The sequence below is a fragment of the Butyricicoccus sp. AM05-1 genome, assembly GCF_003474415.1.
Classification (GTDB): domain Bacteria; phylum Bacillota; class Clostridia; order Oscillospirales; family Butyricicoccaceae; genus Agathobaculum; species Agathobaculum butyriciproducens.
In genome coordinates this window covers 558-1,007 of record NZ_QUDG01000033.1, presented here as the reverse complement: position 1 = coordinate 1,007, position 450 = coordinate 558, and the positions used below count along the sequence as shown (strand labels likewise).

The window sequence follows — 450 nt, the reverse complement described above, 5'->3', positions numbered from 1 at the left end:
GGTTGCTATGACGGCCGTGGCAGCGTCTGCTACGGCACGCGCGGCGGTATGCGCAAGCGATGTTGCGTACAACTATCTGCTCAGCAAGGCAACTTTCGACACAATTTCCGGTCAGTACACTCGTTCCGGCTGGTCTACACGCTATGCAAAGCCGTGTATTGTGCTCAAATGGTGCTATTCCTACAGCAGTGGCACCTCTGGTATTCGGACCTGCTTAGATGGCACATCCAGCCGACAGTATACCGGCACTCAGCGTTATAACAGTTCGATGGGATCGAATACTTATAATGATCATGCTGAGAAAAACGGCACTTATTATAAGGAATTTGTATTCTGCTCGAAGCTCGAAACGTATAACTCGCAGAGCGATTGGCCTGCAATCAGCATCGCATATTTTCCGTTGCCGTAACGAGAAAAATGGCTTGACACTGGTGCGCATTATCTTCCTAA

General features: G+C 49.3%; 1 protein-coding gene. It reads left to right on the top strand.

Annotated features, from left to right (window positions below; genetic code table 11):
• On the top strand, positions 1-409 hold a 409-nt coding region (locus DW088_RS15975; protein ID WP_158574734.1), incomplete at its 5' end, for a hypothetical protein.
• Between the last annotated feature and the right edge of the window lie 41 nt (positions 410-450).